Source organism: Amycolatopsis sp. NPDC006131 (assembly GCF_040614175.1).
GTDB classification, from domain to species: Bacteria; Actinomycetota; Actinomycetes; order Mycobacteriales; family Pseudonocardiaceae; genus Amycolatopsis_E; species Amycolatopsis_E tucumanensis.
Window position 1 is genome coordinate 58491 of the sequence record NZ_JBEXTX010000019.1, and the last position, 22640, is coordinate 81130.

At 73.2% G+C, this 22640-nt stretch carries 24 protein-coding genes; 11 read left to right on the forward strand and 13 right to left on the reverse strand.

Annotation, left to right across the window (positions count from 1 at the left end; translation table 11 throughout):
* Positions 1-84 precede the first annotated feature (84 nt).
* Positions 85-531: a cupin domain-containing protein gene (locus tag ABZ215_RS13150; protein ID WP_020422623.1), complete on the reverse strand. Its 447-nt coding sequence runs from the start codon at positions 529-531 to the stop codon at positions 85-87.
* 88 nt (positions 532-619) lie between these two features.
* Here ABZ215_RS13150 and ABZ215_RS13155 point away from each other — a divergent pair, with 88 nt between their 5' ends.
* Together ABZ215_RS13155 and ABZ215_RS13160 are read left to right on the forward strand one after the other, a co-directional pair.
* Complete coding sequence (locus ABZ215_RS13155) at positions 620-1633, forward strand: helix-turn-helix transcriptional regulator (protein ID WP_354949637.1); 1014 nt, start codon at positions 620-622, stop codon at positions 1631-1633.
* Between the two features lie 60 nt (positions 1634-1693).
* Positions 1694-2560: an SMP-30/gluconolactonase/LRE family protein gene (locus ABZ215_RS13160; protein WP_354949638.1), complete on the forward strand. Its 867-nt coding sequence runs from the start codon at positions 1694-1696 to the stop codon at positions 2558-2560.
* 481 nt (positions 2561-3041) lie between these two features.
* Here ABZ215_RS13160 and gudD read toward each other — a convergent pair whose 3' ends face one another.
* Genes gudD through ABZ215_RS13180 form a run of 4 tightly spaced genes read right to left on the reverse strand, consistent with a single transcriptional unit; the run spans position 3042 to position 8202 of the window.
* Positions 3042-4361, reverse strand: coding sequence for a glucarate dehydratase (gudD, locus tag ABZ215_RS13165; RefSeq protein WP_354949639.1), 1320 nt, complete (start codon positions 4359-4361; stop codon positions 3042-3044).
* A 12-nt stretch (positions 4362-4373) separates the two neighbouring features.
* A complete protein-coding gene (locus tag ABZ215_RS13170; RefSeq protein WP_354949640.1) occupies positions 4374-5945 on the reverse strand; it encodes an aldehyde dehydrogenase (NADP(+)) in 1572 nt (523 codons plus the stop codon).
* Positions 5945-6874 carry a 5-dehydro-4-deoxyglucarate dehydratase gene (kdgD, locus tag ABZ215_RS13175; RefSeq protein WP_237339714.1) on the reverse strand — a complete coding sequence of 310 codons (930 nt, stop codon included), beginning with the start codon at positions 6872-6874 and terminating at the stop codon, positions 5945-5947. Before kdgD ends, ABZ215_RS13170 begins: the two co-directional genes overlap by 1 nt.
* Positions 6871-8202, reverse strand: a complete 1332-nt coding sequence (locus ABZ215_RS13180; protein ID WP_354949641.1) for an MFS transporter — start codon at positions 8200-8202, stop codon at positions 6871-6873. The genes kdgD and ABZ215_RS13180 overlap by 4 nt, the downstream gene beginning before the upstream one ends.
* A 103-nt stretch (positions 8203-8305) precedes the next feature.
* On the opposite strand from ABZ215_RS13180, the gene ABZ215_RS13185 reads away from it, so the two are divergent.
* The 3 genes from ABZ215_RS13185 to ABZ215_RS13195 all read left to right on the forward strand — a co-directional run bounded on the left by ABZ215_RS13185 (position 8306) and on the right by ABZ215_RS13195 (position 11775).
* Positions 8306-9178, forward strand: a complete 873-nt coding sequence (locus ABZ215_RS13185; RefSeq protein WP_237339712.1) for a LysR family transcriptional regulator — start codon at positions 8306-8308, stop codon at positions 9176-9178.
* Between the two features lie 99 nt (positions 9179-9277).
* Positions 9278-10651, forward strand: coding sequence for an MFS transporter (locus tag ABZ215_RS13190; RefSeq protein WP_354949642.1), 1374 nt, complete (start codon positions 9278-9280; stop codon positions 10649-10651).
* On the forward strand, positions 10648-11775 hold the full coding sequence (locus ABZ215_RS13195) for a mandelate racemase/muconate lactonizing enzyme family protein (protein ID WP_354949643.1): 1128 nt from the start codon (positions 10648-10650) through the stop codon (positions 11773-11775). The genes ABZ215_RS13190 and ABZ215_RS13195 overlap by 4 nt, the downstream gene beginning before the upstream one ends.
* Here ABZ215_RS13195 and ABZ215_RS13200 read toward each other — a convergent pair.
* The 3 genes from ABZ215_RS13200 to ABZ215_RS13210 are packed head-to-tail and all read right to left on the reverse strand — an operon-like array spanning position 11772 to position 14186.
* Entirely contained in the window at positions 11772-12266 is a 495-nt protein-coding gene (locus ABZ215_RS13200; RefSeq protein ID WP_354949644.1) for a DUF4232 domain-containing protein, read from the reverse strand. The genes ABZ215_RS13195 and ABZ215_RS13200 overlap by 4 nt on opposite strands.
* A gap of 10 nt (positions 12267-12276) precedes the next feature.
* The gene (locus ABZ215_RS13205; RefSeq protein WP_354949645.1) at positions 12277-12972 is read right to left on the reverse strand and encodes an SDR family oxidoreductase; all 696 of its coding nucleotides are present in this window, start codon (positions 12970-12972) and stop codon (positions 12277-12279) included.
* Between the two features lie 5 nt (positions 12973-12977).
* Complete coding sequence (locus ABZ215_RS13210; protein WP_020422611.1) at positions 12978-14186, reverse strand: thiolase family protein; 1209 nt, start codon at positions 14184-14186, stop codon at positions 12978-12980.
* Between the two features lie 113 nt (positions 14187-14299).
* Here ABZ215_RS13210 and ABZ215_RS13215 point away from each other — a divergent pair, with 113 nt between their 5' ends.
* Both ABZ215_RS13215 and ABZ215_RS13220 read left to right on the forward strand, forming a co-directional pair.
* Positions 14300-14863 carry a TetR/AcrR family transcriptional regulator gene (locus tag ABZ215_RS13215; RefSeq protein ID WP_027936559.1) on the forward strand — a complete coding sequence of 188 codons (564 nt, stop codon included), beginning with the start codon at positions 14300-14302 and terminating at the stop codon, positions 14861-14863.
* Positions 14864-14958: 95 nt separating this feature from the next.
* Complete coding sequence (locus ABZ215_RS13220) at positions 14959-15837, forward strand: universal stress protein (RefSeq protein WP_354949646.1); 879 nt, start codon at positions 14959-14961, stop codon at positions 15835-15837.
* A gap of 18 nt (positions 15838-15855) precedes the next feature.
* On the opposite strand, the gene ABZ215_RS13225 is transcribed toward ABZ215_RS13220, so the two are convergent.
* The 5 genes from ABZ215_RS13225 to ABZ215_RS13245 are packed head-to-tail and all read right to left on the reverse strand — an operon-like array spanning position 15856 to position 18985.
* Positions 15856-16278 (reverse strand): hypothetical protein, encoded by a 423-nt coding sequence (locus tag ABZ215_RS13225; protein WP_020422608.1) that lies wholly within the window; start codon positions 16276-16278, stop codon positions 15856-15858.
* 47 nt (positions 16279-16325) lie between these two features.
* A complete protein-coding gene (locus ABZ215_RS13230; protein WP_354949647.1) occupies positions 16326-16739 on the reverse strand; it encodes an SRPBCC family protein in 414 nt (137 codons plus the stop codon).
* Positions 16736-17122, reverse strand: coding sequence for a YchJ family metal-binding protein (locus ABZ215_RS13235; RefSeq protein WP_020422606.1), 387 nt, complete (start codon positions 17120-17122; stop codon positions 16736-16738). Before ABZ215_RS13235 ends, ABZ215_RS13230 begins: the two co-directional genes overlap by 4 nt.
* On the reverse strand, positions 17097-18329 hold the full coding sequence (locus tag ABZ215_RS13240; RefSeq protein ID WP_354949648.1) for a HAMP domain-containing sensor histidine kinase: 1233 nt from the start codon (positions 18327-18329) through the stop codon (positions 17097-17099). Before ABZ215_RS13240 ends, ABZ215_RS13235 begins: the two co-directional genes overlap by 26 nt.
* Positions 18323-18985 (reverse strand): response regulator transcription factor, encoded by a 663-nt coding sequence (locus tag ABZ215_RS13245; RefSeq protein ID WP_354949649.1) that lies wholly within the window; start codon positions 18983-18985, stop codon positions 18323-18325. The genes ABZ215_RS13240 and ABZ215_RS13245 overlap by 7 nt, the downstream gene beginning before the upstream one ends.
* 117 nt (positions 18986-19102) lie before the next feature.
* Here ABZ215_RS13245 and ABZ215_RS13250 point away from each other — a divergent pair, with 117 nt between their 5' ends.
* The 4 genes from ABZ215_RS13250 to ABZ215_RS13265 are packed head-to-tail and all read left to right on the forward strand — an operon-like array spanning position 19103 to position 22606.
* On the forward strand, positions 19103-19642 hold the full coding sequence (locus tag ABZ215_RS13250) for a hypothetical protein (protein WP_354949650.1): 540 nt from the start codon (positions 19103-19105) through the stop codon (positions 19640-19642).
* Entirely contained in the window at positions 19639-20718 is a 1080-nt protein-coding gene (locus ABZ215_RS13255) for a peptidoglycan-binding protein (RefSeq protein ID WP_354949651.1), read from the forward strand. Before ABZ215_RS13250 ends, ABZ215_RS13255 begins: the two co-directional genes overlap by 4 nt.
* Positions 20715-21413: an ABC transporter ATP-binding protein gene (locus ABZ215_RS13260; RefSeq protein WP_354949652.1), complete on the forward strand. Its 699-nt coding sequence runs from the start codon at positions 20715-20717 to the stop codon at positions 21411-21413. The genes ABZ215_RS13255 and ABZ215_RS13260 overlap by 4 nt, the downstream gene beginning before the upstream one ends.
* Positions 21410-22606, forward strand: coding sequence for an ABC transporter permease (locus ABZ215_RS13265; RefSeq protein WP_354949653.1), 1197 nt, complete (start codon positions 21410-21412; stop codon positions 22604-22606). The genes ABZ215_RS13260 and ABZ215_RS13265 overlap by 4 nt, the downstream gene beginning before the upstream one ends.
* The last annotated feature ends 34 nt before the right edge of the window (positions 22607-22640 follow it).

A 22640-nucleotide genomic window follows, 5' to 3' on the forward strand; every position in this document is an offset into this window, starting at 1 on the left:
GTGTGCGGCTGGGCAGCGCCGAAGTGCCGGTGCCAGCCCGTGCCGCGATGGCACGTGCGCGGCCGGAAGGCATCGTGTCGCGGCTCATCGCCAGTCCTCCAGCACGATGCCGTGCCGGTGCAGCACCTCGGTGAGCAGCGGCGCCGCCTCGGCCACCGGCGTGTCCGCAGGCACCGCCTGGTCGACGTCCCGGAAGAAGCGGCCCATCCGCGCCCCCGGGCTGAACGCCAGGAACTTCACCGCCGGCGTGTGCACGGTGAACGTGTGCATCGCCCCGGCCGGCACCGTGATGGACGCGCCCGGCCCGAGGTCGTGGATCTCGCCGTCGACGAGGACCGCCATCCGGCCGTGCAGCACGTAGTACGCCTTCGGCCACGGCGTCCCGTGCGGGGGCACCGCGGGCCCGCGCGGCGCGTCGACCTCGAACAGCTCGTAGGCGCCCGTGTGCTCGGCCCCGGCCTTCACGGTGATGATCGCGTCGGGCGAGTGCAGCTCCTGGCCCTCGCCCGCGGTGCTGGTGTGCGTTTTCATGCCGCCAGCCAACGACGCGCCACCCACCCGGGCCATCCCGGAAATGTGGGATACCCGCGGCCGCCGCCGCGGGCGCATACTGCCGGGCATGTGGGAGGGCCGGGCACACGGCGCCCGACGCGACATCGCGGCACTCGCCGAGGCGGGCCTGGGCGTCGCGGACCTGCACGCGGCCGCCATCGAGGTGGTCGGCCGCGTCGTGCCCACCGACCTGACCTGCTGGGCCTCGCTCGACCCGCACACCGTCGTCATCAGCTCGATGACCAGCGGCGCCGCCCGCATCCCGGCGCACTTCGAGCCGGTGCTCGCCGCCTGCGAGTACGACGGCACCGAGCCGCACACGTTCGCCGAGCTCGCCCGGCGCCCGTCGCCGGTGGCGCGGCTGTCCGACCTGCCCCGGCGCGACCGCGAGCGCAGCAGCCGCGTCAACGACGTGTGGCGCCCGCTCGGACTGCACCACGAGCTGCGCGTGGTCTTCCGCGTCGACGGCGTGTGCTGGGGCGCGGCCGGGATGGTCCGCACGACCGACTTCACCGACCGCGAGGCCGAGTTCCTCACGGCCGTGGCGCCGGCACTGGCCTGCGCGACCCGCGTCGCCGCTCGCGCGGGCGGCGGTGGGCCCGAGCGGCCGGCGATCGTCGTGGTCACCGCGGACGGCGAGCCCCGCGCGGCCACCGCCGCCGCGCGGGCATGGCGCGACGAACTCGACGACATCGCCCCCGGGCGGTTCGCGGTCATGGTGCGGGCCGTGGTCAGCGGCGCCCGGGCCGCGCCGTCCGGCACGTTCGGCGCCCGCATCCGCGATTCACGGGGCGGGTGGATCCTGCTGCGCGCCGCCCGGCTCGTCTCCGACGACGACGAAACCGTCGTGACCCTGGAACGCGCGAGCGGCGACGTGCTGGTGGACCTGCTGTTCGCGGCCTACGGCTTCACCCCGCGCGAACGCGAGATCTGCCGCGAGGTGCTCACCGGCTCGTCCACTGTGGACATCGCGGACGCGCTCGGGATCTCGGCGCACACGGTGCAGGACCACCTCAAGGCCGTCTTCGCCAAGGCGGGCGTGCGGAGCAGGGGAGAGCTGGCGGCCCGCCTCAGGGGCTAGCGCAATCCGCAGATTGAGATATGCTGTTCGGCTAGTGAAACCTACCGAAGTCGAGGTCTCATGATCGGTTCCGAGCGCAGCCCGGTCCTGTGCCCGGCGGAGAGCGTGACCACCGCGGTGAGCGAACTCGGCGAGTCGCCGCTGTGGGATCCGTCGGGCGTCCTGTACTGGGTCGACATCCCCGGTCTGCGGCTGCACAACGTCACGCCGTCCGGGTCGGGGGTGTCGGTCGGGCTGGACGTCCGGGTCAGCGCGGTCGAGCTCGGCCCCGGCGGCGACCTGCTGGCGGTCACCGAACGCGGCCTGGCGTGGCTCGACCCGCGCTCGGGCCGGACGTCGCCGGTCATCGAGCTGCCGCTGGAGCCGGGCGCGCGCATGAACGACGCCGCGATCGACCCGCGCGGCCGGTGCTGGGCCGGTTCGGCCACGCACGACAACCGGCGGATCGGCGCGTTGTTCTGCGTCGCGGGGCGCAGTGTCGCGGTCGCGGTGCGGGGGCTGGGGATGTCGAACGGACTGGACTGGTCGCCAGACGGGCAGGTGCTGTACCACGTCGACACGGCGGCCGGGGAGATCGCGGCGTGGCGTTACCGCCCGGCCACCGGCGAGGTGTCGGGCCGACGGGTGCTGCGGCACGTGTCGCCGCGGGTCGGGCTGCCGGACGGGCTGACGGTCGACGCGGAAGGCGGGTTGTGGGTGGCGATCTGGGGCGCCGGCCAGGTGTGGCGGCTGGACCCGGTGTCCGGGGAGCGCCTGATGACGGTCGACGTGCCCGCGGCGTGCCCGACGAGCTGCGTGTTCGGCGGGCCGGACCTGGACGTGCTGTACGTGACGAGCGCCCGCCAGGACGGCGACGGCGGTCTGCTGTACCGGGCGGAGGTGGGTGTGCGCGGCATGCCGCCGCGCCGGTTCGTGGAGGGTTTCTGACGGAGGTGCCAGCGCGGAGACGGCGGTCGAGACGGGGCCGCCGCCCCCGCCGGGCTGCTCGGGGCCGGCGGCGCGGGCCGGCCCGGAGCAGCCCCACACGCCCCGGCGCGTGGGTGGCGGACGGAGCTTGAGCACCTTCCCGGGAACAGCGCCCGCGGCCGGAAGTGATCACCGGGCTGGTGGGGCGCTGGCCCTGGAGTGGCCTGCCTGCCCGGGGTAGGCAGGTGCTTCGGGCCTGGTGGACCGGTGGTCTGGGCTTGAGCGGGCAGTAGCGACTGCGGTCGGAAGTGATCATCGGGCTGGTGGGGCGCTCGCTCCGGAGTGGCCTGCCTGCCCGGGGCAGGCAGGTGCTCCGCCGAGGCCACCAACGGTGGCTTCGGCCGACGCGGGCAGCCGCTGGGGAGGGAGCGATGGCCGCTCCCGAGAGGCCACAACGGTGGCCCGGCCGGAGCAGGCAGCCGCTGAGCAGGGCCCGCCGGCTTCAGCGGTCCAGGCAGGGCCGCTTCGGGTCGAAGGTCCAGCCCTTCACCAGGTACTGCATCGCCGCCGCGTCGTCGCGGGTGCCCAGGCCGTGGCGGCGGTACAGCTCGTGCGCCTGCTCCACCTGGTCCCAGTCCAGCTCCACCCCGAGCCCCGGCCGTTGCGGCACCTCGATCTCGCCGTCCTTGATGCGCAGCGGGTCCGTCGTCAGGCGCTGCCCGTCCTGCCAGATCCAGTGCGTGTCGATCGCCGTGATGTCGCCCGGCGCGGCCGCCGCCACGTGGGTGAACATCGCCAGGGACACGTCGAAGTGGTTGTTCGAGTGCGAACCCCACGTCAGGCCCCACGCGTCGCACAGCTGCGCCACCCGCACCGAGCCCGCCATCGTCCAGAAGTGCGGGTCCGCCAGCGGGATGTCCACCGCGTCCATCCGCACCGCGTGTCCCAGCTGCCGCCAGTCCGTGGCGATCATGTTCGTCGCGGTGCGCAGGCCGGTCGCGCGCCGGAACTCCGCCATCGTCTCCCGGCCCGAGTAGCCGCCCTCCGCGCCGCACGGATCCTCTGCGTAGGACAGCACGTCCCGCAGCGACCGGCCGACCCGGATCGCGTCCGCGAGCAGCCACCCGCCGTTCGGATCCAGTGTGATCCGCGCCTCCGGGAACCGCTCGGCGAGCGCCCGCACCGCCTCCGCCTCCTCCTCGGCGGGCAGCACCCCGCCCTTCAGCTTGAAGTCCCGGAACCCGTACCGCGCCTGCGCCGCCTCCGCCAGCCGCACCACGGCCTCCGGCGTCAGCGCCTCCTCGTCCCGCACCCGGAACCACCCGTCACCGGACCCACCGCGGTACGGCAGGTCGGTCCGCGTCCGGTCGCCCACGTAGAACAGGTAACCCAGCACCGGCACCCGGTCCCGCTGCCGCCCCTCGCCCAGCAGGTCCGCCACCGGCACCTCCAGGTGCTGCCCGAGCAGGTCCAGCAGCGCGGCCTCCAGCGCCGTCACCGCGTGAATCGTCACGCGCAGGTCGAACGTCTGCGCGCCGCGGCCGCCGGCGTCGCGGTCGGCGAACCGGCGCCGCACCTCGCCCAGCACCGCGTGGTGGCGGCTCACCGGCCGCCCCACCACCAGCGGCACGCAATCCTCCAAAGTGGACCGGATGCGCTCGCCGCCGGGCACCTCGCCGACCCCGGTGCGGCCCGCGGAATCGGTGAGCATCACCAGGTTCCGGGTGAAGAACGGCGCGTGCGCGCCGCTGAGGTTGAGCAGCATGCTGTCCTGGCCCGCGACGGGCACCACCCGCATCGCGGTCACCACGGGAACGGTCATCTCGAAGCCTTCCTAGTCGCGCGAGAGCTCGCCGTCGATCCTGCGCCACACGCCTTCCGGGTTGCCGTCCCGTAGCACCGCCGGCAGCAGGGCGGCCGGCACGTCCTGGTAGGCCACCGGGCGCAGGAACCGCTCGATCGCGAGCGAACCGACCGAGGTGGTGCGGGAGTCGGACGTCGCCGGGAACGGGCCGCCGTGCACCATCGCGTGCCCGACCTCGACACCGGTGGGCCAGCCGTTGAACAGGATCCGCCCGGCCTTGCGCTCCAGCACCGGCAGCAGCGCGGCGGCCAGCGGCTCGTCGGACTCCACCGCGTGCACGGTCGCCGTCAGCTGCCCCTCCAATGCCCGCACCACGCCGAGCAGCTCGGCCTGGTCGGCGCACCGCACCACCAGCGAGGTCGCGCCGAACACCTCCTCCTGCAGCTCGGACGTGAACCGCGAGCCGTCCACGGCCAGCAGTGCCGCGCCACCACAAGCGGCCGACGAACCCGCCTCGCCGCGCGCCAGCTCGACGACACCGGGACGACCGGCCAACCGGTCCCGTGCGCCGGCGTACGCACCGGCGATGCCGAGCGTCAGCATCGTCCCGCCCGCGTCGCCCCGCACGGCCTCGGCCGCCGCGGTGACGAACTCGTCCAGCCCAGGCCCCTCGACCGCCAGGACCAGACCGGGGTTGGTGCAGAACTGGCCCGCGCCCAGCGTCAGCGACCCGACGAACGCCGTGCCCAGCTCGGCACCGTGCGAAGCCAGCGCACCCGGCAGCAGCACCACCGGGTTCACGCTGCTCATCTCCGCGTACACCGGGATCGGCTGCGGTCGGGAGGCCGCAGCGGCGACCAGCGCCAGCCCCGCGCCCCGCGATCCGGTGAAGCCGACCGCCTGGATCCGCGGATCGGTCACCAGCATCGTGCCCAGCTCCGGCCCGTCGCCGACGAGCAGCGAGAACACGCCTTCGGGCAGCCCGCCCGCCAACACCGCCGCCCGGACCGCGGACGCGACCAGCTCCGACGTGCCGAGGTGCGCGTCGTGCGCCTTGACCACCACCGGGCAGCCCGCGGCCAGCGCGGACGCCGTGTCGCCACCGGCAACGGAGAACGCCAGCGGGAAGTTGCTCGCGCCGAACACCGCGACCGGTCCGAGCGGCACCCGCCGCTGCCGGATGTCCGCGCGCGGCAGGGGAGTGCGGTCCGGCTGGGCCGGGTCGATGCGCGCGCCGTGCCAGCTGCCCTCGCGCAGCGTCGCGGCGAACAGCCGCAGCTGCCCCGTCGTGCGGGCGACCTCGCCGGTCAGCCGCGCCTGCGGCAGGCCCGACTCGAGCACCGCCCGGTCGACGATCGGTTCAGCGAGTGCGGTGATCTCGTCCGCGATCCGCTCCAGGAACGCCGCCCGCGTCGCCGAATCGGTGGCGCGGTAGACGTCGAACGCGTCCTCGGCCAGCGCCGCCGCGCGCGCGACCTCCGCCGCACCGCCGTAGCGGTAGCCGGGCGCCAGCTCCTCGCCGGTGCGCGGGTCGCGGGAGAACACCTCCTTGCCGGAGCCGCTCACCCGTGCCGCGCCGATGAACATCTCGCCGGTCAGCATCAGGCCACCGCCCCCATCGGCTCGATCAGCGCGATCAACTCGGTCAGGGTGGCCAGCTCGTCCGGCGCGAGGTCGGTCAGCGGCGGGCGGACCGGGCCTGCCGGGTGGCCGGTCGCGGTCATGCCCGCCTTGACGATGCTCACCGCGTACCCGGCCTTCCGGTTGCGGATCTCGACGTAGGGCAGGACGAACTCCTTCAGCATGCGCCGCACGTCGTCGCGCCGCTCGGCGCGCACCGCGGCGTAGAAGGCGAGCGCGAACTCGGGCACGAAGTTGAAGATCGCCGACGAGTAGGTCGTGACCCCCAGCTCCAGGTAGGGCAGCGCGAACGTCTCGGCGGTGGGCAGCCCGCCGATGTAGGTGAGCCGGTCGCCGAGCCGCGCGTGGATCTTCGTGATGGCCTCGACGTCGCCGACGCCGTCCTTGTAGCCGACCAGGTTCGGGCAGCTCTCCGCCAGGTCGGCCACGGTCTCCGCGGTGTACTTCGCGTTGGCCCGGCTGTAGACGATCACACCGAGCGAGGTGGCCGCGCAGACCGCGCGCACGTGCGCGGCGAGGCCGTCCTGGGGCGCCTCGGTGAGGTAGGGCGGGAACAGCAGGAGGCCGTCCGCGCCGGCCCGTTCGGCGGCGCGGGCGAACTCGACCGCGGCCGCGGTGCTCTGCCCGGCCGGGGCGACGATCGGCGTGTCCTCCGGGGCGCTCGCCACCGCCGCCCGAACCACACGGTCCACTTCGGACGGGGTGAGCGAGAAGAACTCCCCGGTTCCGCCCGCCGCGAACAGCCCCGCCACCTCGTACTTGCCCAGCCGGGCGATGTTGTCGCGGTAGGCGGGCTCGTCGAAGTTCAGCTCGCGGTCGAAGTGCGTGACCGGGAACGACAGCAGGCCGGAGCCCAGCCGCCGGGCGAGCTCGGTCGGGGTGAACGTCATGACTTGTCTCCAGCGGTTTCTCGGAGGGTTACCGGGGGCGCCACGACGCGGTCGCGGCGCAGGAACAGCACGAGGACGGCGGCGGCCAGGCACGCGGCGGCCAGGGCGTACAGGCCCCAGGTCACCTCGCCGGTCGCCTCCTTGATCAGGCCGAAGCCGTAGGGCGCGACGAACCCGCCGAGGTTGCCGAGCGAGTTGATGATCGCCACCGCGGACGCCAGCGCCAGCGGGTGCACGCTGCCCTGCGGGATGGTCCAGAACAGCGGGCTGGCGCTCTTGAAGCCCATCGCCGCGACGCACAGGAACACCAGCGCGAGCACGGGGGACACCACCGCCGCGAGGTAGGTGCCCGCCGCGGCGACGACGAGCGCGCCGATCAGCAGCGGCTTGCTGCGGCCCAGCCGGTCCGAGGCGCGCCCGGTGAAGTACATCGCGACCACCGCGCAGATCCACGGCAGCGACGACAGCAGCCCGACGGTGATGTCGTTGGTGCCCTCGATGCGGCGGACGATGTTGGGCAGCCAGAACGTGTTCGCGTAGATGGACAGCTGGATCGCGAAGTAGATCACGCAGAAGACCAGGATCTGCGGCTGCACCAGCAGGCGCCAGCGCGACACCCGGCCGGTGGCGGTGGACCGGCGCGCCTCGTCCTCCTGCTCGATGGCCGCGGCCAGTGCGTGCTGCTCCGGCCCGGTCAGCCACTTCGCGTCGGTGATCCGGCTGTCCAGCCGGGTGTAGGCGATCAGGCCTACCACGACCGACAGCAGGCCCTCCAGCCCGAACAGCCACTGCCAGCCGGCCGCACCGAGGAAGCCGTGCAGCGACAGCAGCGGCCCGGACAGCGGACCGGACAACGCGGCGGCGATCGACGAGCCCGCGACGAACAACGCGGTGGCCCGGCCGCGGTGCGACGAGGGCAGCCATCGCGAGAAGAAGTAGATGATGGCGGGGAAGAACCCGGCTTCGGCGGCGCCGAGCAGGAAGCGCAGCACGTAGAACGACGCCGGCCCCTGGACGAACGCCATCGCGGCGGACACCAGGCCCCAGCTGACCATGATCCGGGTCAGCCAGATCTTCGGCCCGTAGCGCTCCATCAGCATGTTGCTGGGCAGTTCGAAGATCGCGTAGGCGATGAAGAACAGGCCGGCGCCGAGGCCGTAGGCGGCGGCGCCGATGCCGACCTCGGCTTCGAGGTGCTCCTGGGCGTACCCGATGTTCGAGCGGTTGAGCTGGTTGCAGATCAGCATCACGACGAACAGCGGGACCACGCGGCGGAAGACCTTGCCGACCGCGGTGTCCAGCGGACCGCTGGCGGGGAGGGAGGACATCGGTGACCTCTCGGGGGAACGGGGGTGTCCGGCTCCCCGACGGTAGGTGCCCGCAGCGATACCAGTCCAACACCGTTCTTGCATCCGGTGATACCTTCCCGGCATGGAGTTCTCGTTCGGCCAGCTCGAGGGCTTCGTCGCCGTCGCCGAGGAGCGTCATTTCGGCCGCGCCGCCGAGCGCCTGTCCATGACCCAGCCCCCGCTGAGCCGCCAGATCCAGAAGCTGGAGCGGGCGGTCGGCGCGCAGCTGCTGGACCGGGACAGCCGCGGTGTGCGGCTCACCGCCGCCGGGGAGGCGTTCCTGGTCGACGCGCGGCGGCTGCTCGCGCTCGCCGGGCGCGCCCCCGACCTGGCACGGCGCATCGCCGCGGGCCGGGCGGGCTCGATCCGCATCGGCTTCACCGGGGCCTCGGCCTTCGGGGTGCTCGGCCGCGTGCTCAACACGATCGCGGGGCAGCTGCCGGACCTGCGCGTGGAACTGTCCGAAATGGTCACCGGGGAACAGGTCGCCGCACTGGCCAACGGCGAGATCGACCTCGGGCTGGCGCGCCCGCCGTTCGACACCGCGACCTTCGCCTCGCGCCCGCTGCACCGCGAACGGCTCGTGCTGTGCGTGCCGGCCCGGCACCGGCTGGCCGGCGCCGGGCCGGTGCCCGCAGCCGAACTCGCCAGCGAGCCGCTGATCATGCACTCGCCGGTCAAGGCGCGGTACTTCTACGACCTGATCGTCCGGTTGATTCCGGTCGCGCACCGCAACGTCGTCCACGAGGTCAGCCAGATCCAGACGATGATCTGGCTCGTCGCGGCCGGGCGCGGCATCGCGTTCGTGCCGGAATCGGCCACCCGCATGCAGATCGAGGGGGTGGCGTGGGCCGAGATCGACGGCCTCCCGGACCAGCCCGTCGAGCTGAACCTGTTGTGGTCGCGCGAATCGACGAACCCGGCGCTGAGCACCGTGCTGGCGGTGCTGGAGTGAGCGATACCGTCCGGGTATCGCGCCATGTCCAAACAGTCTTGGACGGGCATCAGTGAGCCGCCCTAACCTCCTGACACGCTCCAACGCAGGAGGACGACGATGTCGGAAACCGAGACGGCGCCGGCGGTGGCGAGCACCGCGACCGGACGCCGCCGCATTCCCACCAGGTACCTGGTTCTCACCCTGATCTTCATCATCACCGCGATCAACTACGCCGACCGCAGCAGCCTGTCGATCACCGGCAGCAGCATCTCGGCCGAGCTCGGCTTCAGCACGGTCCAGCTCGGCTACATCTTCTCCGCCTTCAGCTGGGCGTACGTGCTCGGGCAGCTGCCCGGCGGCGTGCTGCTGGACCGCTTCGGCGCACGCCGGATCTACGCGCTCAGCCTCGCGCTGTGGACGGTCGTGACCGCCGCCATCAGCCTGGTCGGCCTGATCACCACGCCGGTGCTGGTCGCGGTCACCATCGTGTTCGCGCTCCGGCTGCTGCTGGGCGTGTTCGAGTCGCCGGCGTTCCCGGCGAACGCGCGCGTGGCGACCACCTGGTTCCCGACCACCGAACGCGGACGCGCCACCGCGGTGTTCAACTCCGCGCAGTACTTCGCGACCGCGTTGTTCGCCCCGGTGATGGGGTGGATCACGCACGAGTTCGGCTGGCGCTGGGTGTTCGTCATGCTCGGCGTGCTCGGGCTGACGCTCGCCGTGGTGTGGTCGCGCTGGATGGACTCGCCGCGCCACCACCGCCGCGTGACCGCCGCCGAACTGGACACCATGACCACCGGCGGCGCGCTGGTCGACCTCGACGACGCGCGCACCCGGGCCGAACAACGCGCCCCGCTGGACCGGCGCACGATCGCGAAGATCTTCTCCACGCGGCCGCTGTGGGGCGTCTACATCTCGCAGTACGCGGTCAACGCGCTCACCTACTTCTTCATCACGTGGTTCCCGGTCTACCTGGTCGAGGGGCGCGGGCTGTCGTTGCTGGAGGTCGGTTTCGTCGCCGCGCTGCCGGCGCTGTGCGGGTTCGCCGGCGGACTGGCGGGCGGGTTCGTCTCGGACGCCCTGCTGCGCCGCGGGGCCTCGCTCACCGCGGCGCGCAAGATCCCGTCGGTGGCCGGGATGGCGCTGGCCACCAGCATCGCCCTGTGCAGCCTGACCGACAGCAGCGCGCTGATCGTCGCGATCATGACGCTGGCGTTCTTCGGCAAGGGGCTCGGCGCGCTCGGCTGGGCGATCACCACCGACATCGCGCCGCCGCAGGCGACCAGCTTCGTCGGCTCCACGATGAACGCCTTCGGCAACGCGGCGGGCATCGTCACGCCGATCGTCATCGGCTACACCGTGCAGGCCACCGGTTCCTTCGACACCGCGCTGTGGTTCGTCGCCGCGCACGGTGTCCTCGCCCTCATCGGGTTCGCCGTGATGGGCAAGATCAAGCGCATCGAGTTCGACACCAGGGAGCAGACCGCATGAGCGCCACCCTCGACCGCGTCAGCCGCGTCCGGATCTCGTCCGTGACGCTGCCGCTGGCGACCCCGATCAGCGACGCGAAGGTCCTCACCGGGCGGCAGACGCCGATGACCGAGGTGGCGATGCTGTTCGCCGAGATCACCACCGAGAACGGTCTGGAGGGCGTCGGGTTCAGCTATTCGAAGCGGGCGGGCGGCCCCGGCCAGTTCGCGCACGCTCGTGAGATCGCGCCGGCGCTGCTCGGCGAGGATCCCAGTGACATCGCCAAGATCTGGGACAAGCTGGTGTGGGCGGGTGCGTCGGTCGGGCGCAGTGGTCTGTCCGTGCAGGCGATCGCGGCGTTCGACGTCGCGCTGTGGGATCTCAAGGCCAAGCGGGCCGGTCTGCCGCTGGCGAAACTGCTCGGCGCGCACCGGGATTCGGTGCGCTGCTACAACACCTCCGGCGGGTTCCTGCACGCGCCGATCGAGGAGGTCGTCGAGCGAGCCGCCGAGTCGGTCGATCGGGGCATCGGCGGCATCAAGATCAAGGTGGGCCACCCGTCGCACGAGGTCGACCTGGCCAGGGTGACGGCGGTGCGCGAGAAGATCGGCGACGTCCCGCTGATGGTCGACGCCAACCAGCAGTGGGACCGCGCGGCGGCGCGGCGCATGTGCCGCGCGCTGGAGCCGCTGGACCTGGTGTGGATCGAGGAACCGCTGGACGCCTACGACTTCGAGGGGCACGCGCAGTTGTCGGCGGCGTTCGACACGCCGATCGCGACCGGCGAGATGCTCGCGAGCGCGGGGGAGCACGCCGAGCTGATCCGGGCCCGCGGCGCGGACATCGTGCAGCCGGACGCGCCGCGCGTCGGCGGCATCACCCAGTTCCTCAAGGTCATGGCGCTGGCCGACCACGCGCACCTCGGGCTGGCGCCGCACTTCGCGATGGAGGTCCACATCCACCTGGCGGCCGCCTACCCGCGCGAGCCGTGGGTCGAGCACTTCGAATGGCTGGACCCGCTGTTCGACGAGCACCTGGAGATCTCCGGCGGGTGCATGCACCTCTCCGGCCGCCCCGGGCTGGGCGTGACGATCAGCGAGCAGGCCCGCGCGTGGACGGTGGCGCGCGACGAGGTTCGCGTCTAGCGGGCCGGCTCCGTCGCCCAGGCGGTCACCGTGATCTCGCCCGTCGTGCTTAGGTCCGTTTCCACCGGCAGTTGTCGCGGCGCTTCGCCGGGTTTCGACGCCACGGTGAGCGCCGAACCGGTCACGACCTCGCCGTCGGTCACCGTGTTCGCCCAGGACACCACCGTCACCAGGGACTTCCCGGGCGCCAGCGCGAAGGTTCCCGGCCCGGGGTCGATCGCCATGTACGACGAGCCGCGCTCCACCCGGACGTCCAGCACCTCGCCCTCCGGACCGAGGACCTGGACGTCCGGGTAGCCGGACACGGCACGCGCCGCCGTGCCGCAGTTCGTCAGCGTCAGCACGACGGCCCGGTGCCCGAGCGCCGGCTCCACCGGCCCGCTCTCGTACCGGGCGCAGTCCACGGGCGGCGCGGGTGGGGGCGGCGACGGCGACGAGCACGCCGCCACCCCGAACAGCAGAACGGGCACCACGAACCGGAATCCCCCCATGCGGGGCAGGTTACCGCTCGAACGCGCCGATCGGTCCGGCGAGCCCGGCCTTCACGCCGCGGCTCAGCTCGTCGCCCAAAACCTCCTCCTGGCCGCTCTCCACGGCGTCCAGCACCTGCCGCGCGAGGTCCTCCGGCGCCACCTTCGGGCCGTCGACGTGCGCGGCCATGTCGGTGTCCATGTACCCGACGTGCACCCCGACCACCAGCGTGCCCTGCCCGCGCAGTTCCCAGCGAGCGGAGTTGGTGAACGACCACGCGGCCGCCTTCGCCGCGCTGTAGTCCGCGGCCACCGGCAGCGCCACCCAGGACAGCACCGACAGCACGTTGACCAGCGCGCCGCCGCCGTTGCGGCCGAGGACCGGCGCGAACGCGCGCGAGACGTGGACCGGGCCGAAGAAGTTGGTCTCCAGCACCTGCCGGGCCGCGTCGAGGTCCGGCGCGGTCAGCAGCGAGCCGTTGCTGCCGACCCCCGCGTTGTTGACCACCAGTGTGGCGTCGGCCGCGCGCTCCGCCACCGCCGCGACCGACGCGGGGTCGGTGACGTCGAGCCGGACCGGCGTCAGCCGCGGATCGGTGATGCTACCCGGGTTTCGGGCCGCCGCGTAGACGGTCTTCGCGCCGCGCTCGAGGAGAGCGGTCGTGAGCACGCGGCCGAGACCGCGGTTGGCGCCCGTCACGAGCGCGATGGAACCGGCGATTTCCACTGTCCTCAAATCCTTTCGATGATGGTCGCGTTGGCCGTGCCGCCGGCCTCGCACATGGTCTGCAGGCCGAACCGGCCGCCGGTGCGCTCCAGCACCCCGAGCAGGGTGGTGGCCAGCCGCGCGCCGCTCGCGCCCAGCGGGTGCCCGATCGCGATCGCGCCGCCGTCGACGTTGACCTTCGCCGGATCGGCGCCGGTCTCGGCGAGCCAGGCGAGCACGACCGAGGAGAACGCCTCGTTGACCTCGAACGCGTCGATGTCCGAAACAGACAGTCCGGCGCGCGCGAGCACCTTCGCGGTGGCCGGGATGATGCCGGTCAGCATGTAGATCGGGTCGTCGCCGGTGACCGTCGCGGTGTGGATCCGCGCCCGCGGCCGCCACCCGCGCTGCCGTGCGATCTCGCTGGTGGTGAGCACGAGCGCGGCCGCGCCGTCGTTGACCGGGCTGGAGTTGCCCGCGGTGACCTTCCAGTCGATCTCGCCGAACCGCGCGGTCCAGTGCTCGTGCGCGAACGCCGGGCGCAACCCGGCCAGCACCTCCAGGCTGGTCCCGGGCCGGATGGTTTCGTCGACGTCCAGCTGCGTGACCGTGCCGTCGGCGGCGGTGACCTTCAGCGGCGCGACCTGGCCCGCGAAGTGGCCGTCACGCCACGCGGCGGCCGCCCGCTCGTGGCTGGTGACCGCGAACTCGTCCAGCTGCGTGCGGGACAGGTTCCACTTGCGGGCGATCAGCTCGGCCGCCACGCCCTGCGGGATGAGCCCGCCGGGGTAGCGCTTCTCGACCGATGGGCCCCACACGTCGGCCCGCACGCCGTCGACGTTGGCCGAGCTGCCGATCGGCACGTGGCTCATCGACTCGACACCGGAGGCGAGGACGATGTCGTAGGCGCCCGCGACGATCCCCTGCGCGGCGAAGCTGAGCGCCTGCTGGCTGCTGCCGCACTGGCGGTCGACGGTGACGCCGGCGACCGATTCGGGGAAGCCCGCGGCCAGCGCCGCGAACCGGGTGGTGTTCCCGCTCTGCTCGCCGACCTGGCCGACGGCGCCGCCGATGACGTCGTCCACTTCGGACGGATCGAGTCCCGGCACGCGTTCCACGGCGCTGCGCAGCACGTGGGCGTGCAGCTCGACGGGGTGCACCGCGGCGTAGGCGCCGGTCGGCTTGCCCTTGGCGACGGGGGTGCGGACGGCCTCGACGATGACGGCGTCCCTCATGGTGTGCTCCCTTCTGCGGACCGATCGGTCCCGGACCGGTCGGTCCGAGCATGCGCCGCTGATCACAGGCCTGTCAACGGCGCACGGACCGATCGGTCCGTTATCCTCGACACATGGCACGCACGGCAGCACCGGGAACGCGGGAGCGGATCCTCGACGTGGCGACCGCGCTCTTCTACACCGAGGGGATCCGCGCGGTCGGGATGAGCCGGATCATCGGCGAGGTCGGCTGCGGGAAGAACCTGCTCTACGCGCACTTCCCCAGCAAGACCGACCTGGTCGCGGCCTACCTCGACCGGTTTCGGGAGTGGCGGGACCGCGCCGAGGCCGCGGCGCTGCGCGAGGCGGGCGACGACCCGGCCGACCGGCTGGTGGCGCTGGTCACGGAGGTCGCCGGGCGGATGCGGCGGCCGGACTTCCGCGGCTGCCCGTTCCGCAACCTGCTCACCGAGTTCCCGGCCGGTGACGAGCAGCCGGAGCGGATGGCGCGCGAGTACCTGGAGCAGACGCGCGAGCTGGTCGGCCGCCTGGCGCGGGAGACCGGTGTGGCCGATCCGGAGGGCCTGGCGGACCGGGTGTGGCTGATCATCGACGGGCTGTACGCGAGCGGGTTCCGGGAGCGGGCCGCCGACATCGCGCCGGAGATGGTGCGGGAGGCCATCGCGGCGGCCCGGTGAGGGCCGGAAGTCCCCGCCGCCGGTGACCATGGCCCGCTGTCGTGGCGGGCGCGCTCGCCTAGCGTCGGTTCCGGACCGACCTGGTGGAGGAACTGATGGACAGCAACGCGATCGTCGTCGGCGTGGACGGCTCGGACGAGGCGGACCGGGCGCTGCGCTGGGCGGCGCGCACGGCCGCACGGCGCCACGAGCCGCTGCACATCGTGCACGGGTTCGCGCCGATGGCCGGCTTCTACGGCGCTGGGCTGCCGGTGCTGCACGAGGCCTACGAAGCGTTCGTGAAGGCGGCCGACGACCTGCTCGCCGCCGCCGTGCGCACCGCGCGGGAGATCGGCGGGCCCGAGCTGACGATCACCGCCGGGAAGCTGCAGGAAGCCGGTCCGGTCGCGTTGATCGAGGCCTCCCGCACGGCCCGCACGGTGGTGCTGGGCTGTTCCGGCACCGGCGGTTTCACCGGGATGGTGGTGGGCTCGACGACCGTCGAGGTCGCCGCGCACGCCCGCTGCCCGGTGGTGGTGGTCCGCGGCCGGGACGAGGGGACGGGGCCGGTGGTGGCGGGCGTCGACGGCAGCGCCACCAGCGAGCGGGCGCTCGCGACGGCGTTCGAGGAGGCGTCCTGGCGCGGTGTGCCGCTGGTCGCGGTGCACGTGTGGGCCGACGCCGACGTCGCGGGGCATCCGGGCACGGTGCCGTTCCTGGTCGACTGGCCCGAGATCGAGCAGGACGCGCAGCGGCTGCTGGCCGAGCAGCTGGCGGGGTGGCAGGAGAAGTACCCGGACGTGGTCGTGGAGCGGGTCGTCGCGCGGGACCGGCCGCGGCACCAGCTGCTCAGCTGGAGCACGCGGGCGCAGCTGGTCGTGGTCGGCAGCCGCGGCCGGGGCGGGTTCCGCGGCCTGCTGCTGGGATCGACCAGCCAGGCGCTCGTCCACCACGCGCAGTGCCCGGTGATGATCGTGCGCCCGGACGCCGTATAACGACTTATATCCGGCGGCTCAGGAGCGCGTCGTCCGGACGGTCGAGGTCGGGCCGATGACGATCGGCGGCCTCGTGTCCTCAGTGGACGGGGTGTAGGTGCTCAGCGGCGGGCGGGGGTGCGGTTCCATCGCCCGCTGCCGGGCCACCTCGTCGCTGTCGGTTTCGCGGGTGGTCACCGCCGAGCGCGTGCGGCTCGTCGTGGTGCGGGTGCGCGTGGTGCTCACGGTGCTCGTTGCGGACGGCGCCGGGGTGACCTCCACGACGGGTGCGACCACGGTCGTCGGCGGCGGTGGGGCGACGGTCGTGGCGGCCGGGCGCGCCTCGGCGGGCGCGGGCGGCGCGGGAGCGGGTGACGCGAGCGAAACCGTCACGATCCCGGCGGCGCCGGTCGCGAGCGTGAGGACGGCGAGCGCCGGGCGCGGCCAGGATCTGCGGGACATCGAACCTCTTCCGGGTGATCGGGAGGAAACGTATCACCCGGACGGGTTCAGCTCGCCGACACCAGGTTCGCCAGCCGGTCCAGCGACTCGTCCAGCCGCCGCTCGACGTCGTCGGCGGCGCTGCCGCCGTGGGCGGCCGGCTGGTCGCCGTGGAAGGACAGGTGCAGCGTGGCGTAGCTGGAGCCGCCCTCGGCCGAGGACACCTGCAGCCAGCCGCTGTAGTCGGCGCTGCCGCGGCGGCCCCACTCCAGCCGCAGCTGCTCGCGGCGCGCGCCCAGCACGCCGGGCGCCTCGTACTCGCCTGCCGGGTCGTGCACGTCGACGTCCACGCCCTCGGGCTCGCCCGGGTGGACGGTGATCACGCCGGGCAGCCACTCGTCGAGCCGGTTCACGTCGGCGGCCACGGTGAACACCCGCTCCGCCGGGGCCGGCATGGCGCGTTCGCGTTCGAACTCGGTCATGCCCCGCGGGCTACCCGCCGCGGCCGCGTGTACACCCAGCGGCCGTCCACGCGGGTGAACTCGCTGTCCTCGTGCAGCGAGCCGGGCCCGTCCGGGGTGCGGTAGTGGGCGCGGAACTCGACGGTGCCGTCGGTGTGGAACGGACTGCCGCCGGTCGTGGCCAGCACGTCCAGCCGCGTCCAGCGCTGGTCCGGGTCGAGCCGGATCGTGGCCGGGCGGGTGTCCGGGTGCCAGCTGGCGAGCAGGTAGCCGACGTCCCCGACGGCGAACGCGCTGAACCGCGAGCGCATCAGCCGTTCGGCGGTCGGCGCCGCGGACTCGCCGCGGTGCAGGGGCGCGCAGCAGTTGTCGTACGTCTCACCGGACCCGCAGGGACACCTCATGCCCCCGATTGTCCGCACCGGCCGCGGCCGCCGGGAACGCGGCCGCCGGGAAGGCGACCGTCACCGTGAGGCCGCCGCCCGGTCGCGGCACCGCGGTCACCGTCGCGTCGTGGGTCCGGGCGACCGCCTCGACGATCGACAACCCCAGACCCAGCCCCTCACCCGTGCGAGTCCCGCCCAGCCGGTGGAAGGGCTGGAAGATCCCGGCGATCGCGTCCGCGGGGACCTCCGGCCCGGTGTTGGACACCACGAGCACCGCCCGCCCGTCGAACTCCCTGGTCAGCACCTCCACCTGCCCGCCAGGCACGTTGTGCCGCACTGCGTTGTCCACCAGGTTCGCCACCAGCCGTTCAGCCAGCGGGCGGTGCCCGGACGCCACGGCGGGGGTGACGGAGGTCCGGATCGCGACACCCGCGCCGTGCCGGGCGTCGGCCACCTCGCGGACCAGCTCGCCGAGGTCGAACGGCCGGCGCACCGCGATCCCGGCCTGCCCGCGCGCGAGCGTGAGCAGCGCGTCGATGAGCCGCTCCTGCTGTTCGCCCGCGGCGAGGATCCGTTCGTGCGCCCGGCGCAGCTCGGCCGCCGGAGCATCCGGATCGGACAGTGCGACCTGACCCAGCGCGCGCTGACGGGCCAGCGGCGTGCGCAGTTCGTGCGAGGCGTTGGCGACGAACCGCCGCTGCGCTTCGAAAGACGCCTCCAGCCGCGCGAGCAGGCCGTCGATCGTGTCGCCGAGCTCCTTCAGCTCGTCCGACGGGCCGTCGAGCGCCAAGCGGCGGTGCAGGTTGGTGGCGGAGATGTCCCGCGCGGTGGCGGTGATGGTCCGCAGGCGGCGCAGGACCCGCCCGGCGACCACCCACCCGAGCGCGACCGACACCGCGGCCATCAGTCCGAGCGCGACGCCGGACTGCACGAGCAACTGGTGCATCAGGGCGTCCTGCTGCTGCTCGATGGCCTCCTGCAACTGCGTGGACAGCATCTCCGAACCCCCGCTCAGCAGCCCGGACCCCGCGGGGCCGGGGCCCGGCGCCGAGCCGGGCGCGGGGATGAACGACTGGAAGCGGCTGTGGATCGCGTGCTGGACGAGCAGGTAGGTCACCACCAGCAGTGCCGCTCCGGAGACCAGGAACAGCCCGCCGTAGAGCAGGGTCAGCCGCAGCCGCACGGTCCGCCGGGGCAGCCACCGGCGCGCGATCCGCCTCAGCACGGGTTCACCCGGTAACCGCTCTTGGCCACCGTCTCGATCACCGGCGGATCGCCTAGCTTGGCGCGCAGTCTGCTGATCGTGATCTTCACCGCGTGGGTGAACGGATCCGCGGCCTCGTCCCACACGCGCTCCAGCAGTTCCTCCGCCGGCACGGCCCGGCCTTGCGACGCCAGCAGCAGTTCCAGCACCCCGAACTCCTTGGGCGCCAGCTCCAGGGCGCGCCCGCCGCGACGGGCGGTGCGGCGGGCAGTGTCGACCTCCAGGTCGCCGTGCCGCAGCACCGGCGGCACCGCCGGGTGGGCCCGCCGCGCGAGCGCCCCGATCCGCGCCACCAGCGCAGGGAAGTCGAACGGCTTGGCCAGGTAGTCGTCGGCGCCCAGGCCCAGTCCCTCGACCAGGTCCTCGGTGCTCGCCGCCGCCGTCAGCATCAGCACGCGGCTGCGGCACCCGGCCGCGACCAGTTCGGCGCACACGTCGTCGCCGTGCAGGCCGGGCAGGTCGCGGTCCAGCACGATCACGTCGTAGTCGTTGCCCAGCGCCCGGTCCAGCCCGCCCGGCCCGTCGAGTGCCACGTCGACGGCCATCCGCGCCCGGCGCAGCCCGGTCGCGACCGTCTGCGCCATCTCCTCGTCGTCCTCCACCACCAGCACGCGCACGGGATCAAGGATGCCGCGCCGGCGGTTTCGCGCGCGTATCGGAACCGGTGAAACCACCCCGAAACCACCTCCTCCGTAGAACTTGCCGCACATCCCGTCGAACGGAGGAGAAGCACGATGAAACGAATGTTCATGACGGCGCTCCTGCTGGGCGCCGTCGCCACGAGCGCCGCTTGCACGAGCGAGGATCCGGGCAAATCCGTCGCGAGCGTGGGCGGTTCGTCGTCCACGACGCAGGCCGCGGCCGCCAGCGCCGACCCGGTCGCCTACGCGCAGTGCATGCGCGCCAACGGGATCGCGAACTTCCCGGACCCGAAGGCCGACGGTGGCATGGCTTTCGACGAGAACAGCGGGATCGACCCGGAGTCCCAGCAGTTCAAGGACGCCGACGCCAAGTGCAAGCAATTCATGCCCGCCGACGCCGGCAAGCGGACCACGGGCGACCAGTGGCCCGCGGAGGACAAGCTGAAGTACGCGCAGTGCATGCGGGAGAACGGGGTTCCCGCCTTCCCCGACCCGGACGCCGACGGCGGCTTCCCGGCGCTCATCCAGGGCGGGCCGGTCGACCCCGAGTCGCCGCAGTTCCAGGCGGCGGAGAAGGCGTGCCAGCAGTACGTACCGCAGAACATGCCGCAGAAGAACAGGACCGGCTCGTGACGGCGCGCAGGCGACGCACCGGCCGGGTGGCGGTCGTCGTCGCCGTGCTCGCCGCGGCGGGCGCCGGCGTCTTCATCGCCGACCCGTTCGGCGCGCCGGCGACGGGGACGTCCATCGACAGTGGCTCGGCCACCGGGCTCGCACAGGTGACGAAGGGGACGTTGTCCGCCCGCAGCCAGCAGAACGGCACCCTCGGCTACGCCGGCAGCTACTCGGCCATCAACAACGCCAACGGCAAGGTCACGCGGTTGCCGGGGATCGGCGACGTCGTGCGGCAGGGCGACGCGCTGTACTGGGTGGAGGGCGTTCCGGTCCTGTTGTTGCAGGGCGGTTACCCGGCCTACCGCAACCTGTACTGGGGCATGGAGGGCACGGACGTTCAGCAGCTCAACGCCGCCCTGGTGGCGCTCGGCTACGCCACGTCCGGTGAGCTGGACCCGGAGTCGGACTACTTCGGCCGCCAGACCTACTACGCAGTGCGGGAACTGCAGGAGCACGCCGGGCTGGAGGAGACCGGGCAGCTCACGCTCGGCCAGGTCGTGTTCCTGCCCGCCGCCGAGATCCGGGTGACCCAGGTGAACGCCGCGCTCGGCGCCACCGCGGCGCCCGGCGGGGCCGTGCTGACCGCGTCCTCGACCCAGCGCGAGGTCACGGTGGCGCTGAACGCCAACAAGCAGTCCGAGGTGAAAGCAGGCGACCCGGTGACCATCACGTTGCCCAACGGCACTCGCACTGACGGCGTGGTCGCCTGGGTGGGCAAGGTGGCCACGAAGAACGACGACAGCACCACAGTGGACGTCCACATCGCACCGTCCGATCCGGCCGCCACCGGCCAGCTCGACCAGGCGCCGGTGCAGGTGTCCATCGTGTCCGAGACGGTCCAGAACGTGCTCACCGTCCCGGTCAACGCCCTCCTCGCGCTGGCCGGCGGCGGCTACGCGGTCGAGGTCGTCGACGGCTCCGGCGCGCGCCGGCTGGTCCCGGTCGAGACGGGTCTGTTCGACGACAGCGCCGGGCGCGTCGAGGTGCGCGGCGACGGCTTGGCGGAGGGGCAGAACGTGGTGGTGCCGGCATGAGCGCACCGGTTCTGGACCTCGACGAGGTCACCAAGGTCTACCCGGGTGCGTCGCCGGTGGTCGCGCTGGACGGTGCGACCTTCACCGTCGAGCCGGGGGAGCTGGTGGCGATCGTCGGCCCGTCGGGGTCGGGGAAGTCGACGTTGCTGCAGGTGATGGGGACCCTCGACCGGCCGACGTCGGGCACCGTGCGCGTCGTGGGCGACGACGTGGCGAGCATGTCCGACCGCGACCTCGCGGCGCTGCGCGCGAGCCGCATCGGGTTCGTGTTCCAGCAGTTCTTCCTGACGCCCCAGGAGACCGCACTGGAGAACGTCGCCGTCGGGATGCTGTACTCCGGCGTCCGGCAGCGGGCCCGGCGGGAGGCCGCGGCGGAGGCGCTCGCGCGGGTCGGGCTCGGCCACCGGATGGCGCACCGCCCGCCCGAACTGTCCGGCGGTGAGAGACAACGGGTGGCGATCGCGCGGGCGCTGGCAGGCGATCCGGCGATCGTGCTGGCCGACGAGCCCACCGGCAACCTCGACAGCGTCTCGGGCAGTGCGATCTTCGAGTTGCTGACCGAGCTCAACCGGCAGGGCACGACGATCGTGATGATCACGCACGACCGGGAGCTGGCGGCGCGGCTGCCACGGCGCATCGAGGTGCTCGACGGCCGGATCGTCGCGGACAGGGCCGCGGAAGGACGGGCGGCATGAGCACCACCGTCCCCGGCCGCCTGTTCCCGGCCGACCTCGCGCGCACCGCGTCCGGTGGCTTGCGCACCCGGCGCATGCGGGCCGCGCTGTCCGCGCTCGGCATCGCGATCGGGGTGGCCGCGATGGTCGCGGTGCTCGGCCTCTCGGCGTCATCGCAGGCCGGTCTGCTGGCCGAGATCGACGCGCTGGGCACCAACCTGCTCACCGTCACTCCCGGCCAGACGATCAGCGGCGGCGACGCCGAACTGCCGTACGAGGCGCCGGAGATGATCGCACGCATCGGCCCGGTGGAGATGACGGAGAGCACCGGCAGCATCGACACCGAGGTGTACCGCTCGCCCCACATCCCGCGCTTCAACACGAACGCGATCAGCGTCGGGGCCGCCAGCCTGGGGCTGCCCGAGGTGCTGCGCGCGCCGGTCGCGAAGGGCGCCTACCTCAACGCGGCCACTGCCGAGCAGCCGGTCGCGGTGCTCGGCGCGGACGCCGCCGGCCGGCTGGGCATCTCGGAGCTCTACGACGGGCTGCGCATCGAGGTCGGCGGGCAGTGGTTCTACGTCGCCGGCATCCTCGCCCCGGCCGCGCTGGCGCCGGAGGTCGACTCGATGGTGCTCGTCGGGTACCCGGCCGCGCAGCGCTACCTGGACTTCGACGGGCACCCGACGACGGTCTACGTGCGGGCGCAGACCGACCGGGTCGCCGACGTGCAGAGCGTGCTCGCGGCCACCGCGAACCCGGAGCACGCCGACGAGGTGTCGGTCAGCCAGCCCTCGGCCGCGCTGGAGGCGCGGGCGGCGGCGCAGTCCGCGCTCAACGGGCTGTTCCTCGGGCTCGGCGCGGTGGCGTTGCTGGTCGGCGGGATCGGGGTGGCCAACACGATGGTCATTTCGGTGCTGGAACGGCGGTCCGAGATCGGCCTGCGCCGCGCGCTGGGCGCCACCCGGGGGCATGTCCGGTTGCAGTTCCTGTCCGAGGCGGTGCTGCTCGCCGCGCTTGGCGGGGCCGCCGGGGTGGCGATCGGCGCGGCCGCGACGTTCGTCTACGCACACGTCAAGGGCTGGGCCACGGTGATCCCGCCGCTGGCCTGGGCGGGCGGGCTGGTCGCCGCCGTCCTGATCGGCGCGCTGGCCGGCCTGCTCCCGGCGATCCGCGCCGCCCGGATGGCGCCGACGGAGGCCTTGCGATCCATCTGACCTTGACGCCGTCGGCCCGCTCTTGCTATCTCTA